General features: G+C 51.5%; 1 rRNA gene. It reads right to left on the bottom strand.

Annotated elements, in window-relative coordinates:
- Nucleotides 1-1155: ribosomal RNA gene (locus GJ695_RS29360) — 23S ribosomal RNA — on the bottom strand; the annotation flags it as partial.

The raw sequence follows: 1155 nt of genomic DNA, 5'->3' as shown, positions 1-1155 counted from the left end.
GTCCACTCCGGTCCTCTCGTACTAGGAGCAGCCCCCTTCAAATTTCCAACGCCCACGGCAGATAGGGACCAAACTGTCTCACGACGTTTTAAACCCAGCTCACGTACCACTTTAAATGGCGAACAGCCATACCCTTGGGACCGGCTACAGCCCCAGGATGTGATGAGCCGACATCGAGGTGCCAAACTCCCCCGTCGATATGAACTCTTGGGAGGAATCAGCCTGTTATCCCCAGAGTACCTTTTATCCGTTGAGCGATGGCCCTTCCATACAGAACCACCGGATCACTATGTCCTACTTTCGTACCTGCTCGACTTGTCAGTCTCGCAGTTAAGCACGCTTATGCCATTGCACTATCATCACGATGTCCGACCGTAATTAGCGTACCTTCGAACTCCTCCGTTACACTTTAGGAGGAGACCGCCCCAGTCAAACTGCCTACCATGCACTGTCCCCGATCCGGATAACGGACCAAGGTTAGAACCTCAAACAAACCAGGGTGGTATTTCAAGGTTGGCTCCACGAGAACTGGCGTCCCCGCTTCAAAGCCTCCCACCTATCCTACACAGATTGGTTCAAAGTCCAATGCAAAGCTACAGTAAAGGTTCATGGGGTCTTTCCGTCTAGCCGCGGGTAGATTGCATCATCACAAACATTTCAACTTCGCTGAGTCTCGGGAGGAGACAGTGTGGCCATCGTTACGCCATTCGTGCAGGTCGGAACTTACCCGACAAGGAATTTCGCTACCTTAGGACCGTTATAGTTACGGCCGCCGTTTACTGGGACTTCAATCAAGAGCTTGCACCCCATCATTTAATCTTCCAGCACCGGGCAGGCGTCACACCCTATACGTCCACTTTCGTGTTTGCAGAGTGCTGTGTTTTTATTAAACAGTCGCAGCCACCAGTTTATTGCAACCCGTTCGCCCTACTGAAGTAAATCAGCCAAGCTACAAGGGCGTACCTTTTCCCGAAGTTACGGTACCAATTTGCCGAGTTCCTTCTCCCGAGTTCTCTCAAGCGCCTTAGAATACTCATCTCGCCCACCTGTGTCGGTTTGCGGTACGGTCTCGTATGACTGAAGCTTAGAGGCTTTTCTTGGAACCACTTCCGATTGCTACGTGAACAAGTTCACTCGTCCCAGCCCCTTGGATTA

The sequence above is a fragment of the Duganella alba genome (assembly GCF_009674495.1).
GTDB classification, from domain to species: domain Bacteria; phylum Pseudomonadota; class Gammaproteobacteria; order Burkholderiales; family Burkholderiaceae_D; genus Rugamonas; species Rugamonas alba.
Note: the sequence above shows the minus strand (reverse complement) of the source record. Positions and strands in the feature narration are given on the sequence as shown.